We start from the raw sequence: 3,766 nt of genomic DNA, 5'->3' as shown, positions 1-3,766 counted from the left end.
GCCCCGAATTGCCTTCGCAATTCGGTTGGCAATCCGGGTGAGGGGGCCTTACCCCGCGCTCATGTCAGCCTTGGCTGGCCGCCCCGCCACATAAACTTCGCGGACGGAGCGGTCGTCGCCCAGCGTCTGCAGGAGAAAGAGTTCCTGCGCCAGCGTCTCGACCGTCTCCATCCTGAGTCGCATTCCCGGCGTTGCCCTGGCGTCCAGCACGACGATGTCGGCGTCGGTGCCCGCGTCCAGCGTGCCTATCTTTTCCACCACCGACAGCGCCTCGGCATTGCCGCGCGTCGTCTGCCAGAAGGACTGGAACGGGTTGAGCTTTTCGCCATTCAGCGCGATCACCTTGTAGCCTTCGTCCATGGTGCGCAGCATGGAGTAGTTGGTGCCGCCGCCGACATCGGTGGCGGCGGCGATGCGGATCGGCTTGTCGCGTCGGCGAAAGCGCTGATAATCGAAGAGGCCGGAGCCGAGGAAAAGGTTCGAGGTCGGGCAGAACACCGCCACCGAGCCCGAGTCCGAAAGCGCATCCGCTTCGCGCTCCGACAAATGGATGCAGTGGCCGAACAGGCTCTTTTTGCCTAACAGCCCGTAATGCTCGTAGACGTCGGTGTAGTCGCGCGCCCACGGGTAGAGTTCCTGCGTGAAAGCGATCTCGGCGTGGTTTTCCGACAGATGCGTCTGCATGTGCAGGCCGGGATGTTCGCGGCACAACACGCCCGCCATCTCCATCTGCTCCGGCGACGAGGTGATGGCGAAGCGCGGCGTGATGGCGTAGTGCTGGCGGCCCTTGCCGTGCCACTCCTTGATCAGCGCCTTTGTGTCGTCATAGCCGGATTGCGGGGTGTCGAGCACGCCGTCGGGCGCATTGCGATCCATCATCACCTTGCCGGCGATGTTGAGCATGTTGCGGTCATGCGATTCTGCGAAGAAGGCTTCGGCCGAGGCCTTGTGCACCGAGCAGTAGGCGGCGACCGTCGTGGTGCCGTGGCGCACCATTTCGTCGAGGAACAGCCGCGCGATGCGGCGGCCGTGCTGGGCGTTGGCGAACTTCGTTTCTTCCGGAAAAGTGTAGGTGTTCAGCCAGTCGAGCAGTTCGGCGCCGTAGGAGGCGATGATCTGCATCTGCGGAAAATGCGCATGGGCATCTATGAAGCCGGGCAGCAGCAGATGCGGCCGGTGGTCAATCCTTTTCACCGTTTCGTCGGCTTGCTTTTCAACATCGGCATAACTACCCGCGGCGACGATCCTGCCGTCACGGATCAGCAGTCCGCCATCCTCCTCGTAGCGCCAGGCGGAATGGTCTTCGAGAGTTTGCGGCCAGCGCACAAAGGACAGCGTGCGGCCGCGCAGAAGTGTCGAATTCATGCTATTTCCCTGCGCCTTCGAACCAGGCCACCAGCAGCGCCCGTTCCTTGTCGGTGATCTGAGAGACGTTGGCGGGCGGCATGGCGTGGCTGCGGCCGGCCTGCAGATAGATTTCGCGGGCGTGGTTGGCGATATCCGCATCGGTGTCGAGCATCACGCCCTTGGGCGCATGATAGATGCCCTCATAGACCGGCTCCGCCGCGTGGCACATTGAACAGCGGCCGAGCACGGTGTCGCGCACCGCCGGGAAATGCGCTGAAGCGACATAGACTTGCGCCGACGCGGATTCCTTGGGTTCGCCGGTCAGCACTTTCGGCGCGGTCGACAGCCAGATGATGACGATGAACAGGACGAGTGCCGCCATCCAGGTCCAGGTCGGATTGCCCTTGCGCGCATGGACCGAGTTGAAATAGTGCCGGATCAGCACGCCGATGATGAACACCAGCGAGGCGATGACCCAGTTGAACTCAGTGCCGAACGCCAGCGGATAGTGGTTCGACAGCATCAGGAACAGCACCGGCAGCGTCAGGTAATTGTTATGGAGAGAGCGCTGCTTGGCGATCTTGCCGTATTTCGGGTCGGGCTTGCGGCCGGCGATGAGGTCGGCGACGACGATCTTCTGGTTGGGGATGATGACCATGAAGACATTGGCCGACATGATCGTGGCGGTGATGGCGCCCAGATGCAGGAAGGCGGCACGGCCGGTGAACAGGGGGGTCAGTCCCCAGGCGATGAACACCAGCACGCAATAGAGCACCAGCATCAGGCCGGTGTCGCTTTTGCCCAGCGGCGAGCGGCACAGCAGATCGTAGACCACCCAGCCGACGCCGATCGTTGCCAGAGACAGCAGGATGCCGACCGGCACCGACATCGGCAGCACGTTCGGATCGATCAGGAACAGATCGGCCCCGGCATAATAGACGACGCACAGCATGGCGAAGCCGGAAAGCCAGGTGGCGTAGGATTCCCATTTGAACCAGGTCAGGTGTTCCGGCATTTCGGCCGGCGCCACCAGATATTTCTGGATGTGATAAAAGCCGCCGCCATGCACCTGCCATTCCTCGCCGAAGGCGCCGACGGGCATGCCGGGACGCTGGCGCAGGCCGAGATCGAGCGCGACGAAATAGAACGACGAGCCGATCCAGGCGATGCCGGTGACGACATGCAGCCAGCGCACGGCAAAACTCAGCCAATCCCAGAAAATCGCGAAATCCATCATTGAAATCGTCCCTGCCGATTGGGTGACTTTACGGGCTGGAGCGCAAACGGAAAGAGGCGAGGCGCACGAGGACTTTCAAAAAAAAATGGAAAATACTAGGTTGATCCTGCAAACCGGCGAAGGTGCTCCGCATGGCCTATCTCGACAACATCGCCGTCTTCGTTCGCGTCGTTGAACTCGGCAATCTGTCGGCGGCCGGGCGCGACATGCGCATTTCGCCGGCGGTCGCTTCCAACCGCATCAAGGAACTGGAGAAGCACCTTGGCGTGCGGCTGTTCAACCGCACCACACGGCAATTGATGCCGACCGAGCATGGCACGGTTTTTTACGGGGGCGCCAAGCAGGTGCTGGAGGCAATCACCGAGGCGGAAGCGGCAGTCTCTGCCCTTTCCGGCCAGCCGCGCGGCACCATCCGCGTCACGGCACCGCTCGGCCTCGGCCGCCGGCTGGTCGCTTCGGGCATCCCCGATTTCCACGACAAATACCCTGATATCGAGGTGCGGCTCAGGCTCTCGGACCACAATGTCGACATCATGAAGGAAGGCATCGACGTCGCCTTCCGGCTCGGCATCATCGAGGATTCCAGCCTCAGGATGCGCGGCATCATGGAATGCGAGCGCGTGCTGGTGGCGGCGCCGAAATATCTCGAAGCGCGCGGCGAACCGATTGAGCCGCAGGAACTGATCGGCAAGAAGCACGACTGCCTGATGCTGCGTTATTCGGGCGCGCGCGAATATGTGTGGACGCTGCAGACCCCCACCGGCCCGCAGAAATTCGAGGTACACGGGCCCTACGACACCGACGATGGCGACGTGCTCACCGGCTGGGCGCTTTCAGGCCGCGGCATCATCAACAAGCCGCGCTTCGAGGTCGAGCCATTCATCCGCGATCGGCGGCTGAAGGTGATCCTGCCCAGCACGCCGCCGACACCGGTGCAGTTCGCCGCCGTCTATCCGCACAAGAAGCTGCAGGATCCAAAAGTGCGGCTGCTGCTCGACTTCATGGCCGAGCGCTGCCAGCGGCTGATCAACGATCTGCTTGCTGGCAAATAAAGGCTGGCCGGCAAATAGGGACTGGCCGGTAGGTGAGCGGCGGTTTGGCCCAGCGCCGGCGGTTGCCATCCCAGGATGTGGCGAACATAGTTCGGGGTGGCATTTCATCTCATAGGAACCCCCGATGGAC

At 62.3% G+C, this 3,766-nt stretch carries 3 protein-coding genes; 1 reads left to right on the top strand and 2 read right to left on the bottom strand.

The window, feature by feature from the left end:
• Positions 1 to 48: 48 nt before the first annotated feature.
• Together guaD and EN879_RS27320 are read right to left on the bottom strand one after the other, a co-directional pair.
• A complete protein-coding gene (gene guaD, locus EN879_RS27325; protein ID WP_063169826.1) occupies positions 49 to 1,365 on the bottom strand; it encodes a guanine deaminase in 1,317 nt (438 codons plus the stop codon).
• Between the two features lies 1 nt (position 1,366).
• Positions 1,367 to 2,584 carry a urate hydroxylase PuuD gene (locus EN879_RS27320; RefSeq protein ID WP_127274357.1) on the bottom strand — a complete coding sequence of 406 codons (1,218 nt, stop codon included), beginning with the start codon at positions 2,582 to 2,584 and terminating at the stop codon, positions 1,367 to 1,369.
• Between the two features lie 131 nt (positions 2,585 to 2,715).
• On the opposite strand from EN879_RS27320, the gene EN879_RS27315 reads away from it, so the two are divergent.
• Entirely contained in the window at positions 2,716 to 3,636 is a 921-nt protein-coding gene (locus EN879_RS27315; RefSeq protein WP_024501932.1) for a LysR family transcriptional regulator, read from the top strand.
• Positions 3,637 to 3,766: the final 130 nt, after the last annotated feature.

Source organism: Mesorhizobium sp. M7A.F.Ca.AU.002.02.1.1 (assembly GCF_003998535.1).
In the GTDB taxonomy this organism is placed as follows: Bacteria; Pseudomonadota; Alphaproteobacteria; order Rhizobiales; family Rhizobiaceae; genus Mesorhizobium; species Mesorhizobium ciceri.
Note: the sequence above shows the minus strand (reverse complement) of the source record. Positions and strands in the feature narration are given on the sequence as shown.

Excerpts from the sequence above, each read along its gene's own strand:
- EN879_RS27320 (WP_127274357.1), bottom strand. The coding sequence starts at position 2,584 with ATGATGGATTTCGCGATTTTCTGGGATTGGCTGAGTTTTGCCGTGCGC.
- guaD (WP_063169826.1), bottom strand. The coding sequence starts at position 1,365 with ATGAATTCGACACTTCTGCGCGGCCGCACGCTGTCCTTTGTGCGCTGG.
- EN879_RS27315 (WP_024501932.1), top strand. The coding sequence starts at position 2,716 with ATGGCCTATCTCGACAACATCGCCGTCTTCGTTCGCGTCGTTGAACTC.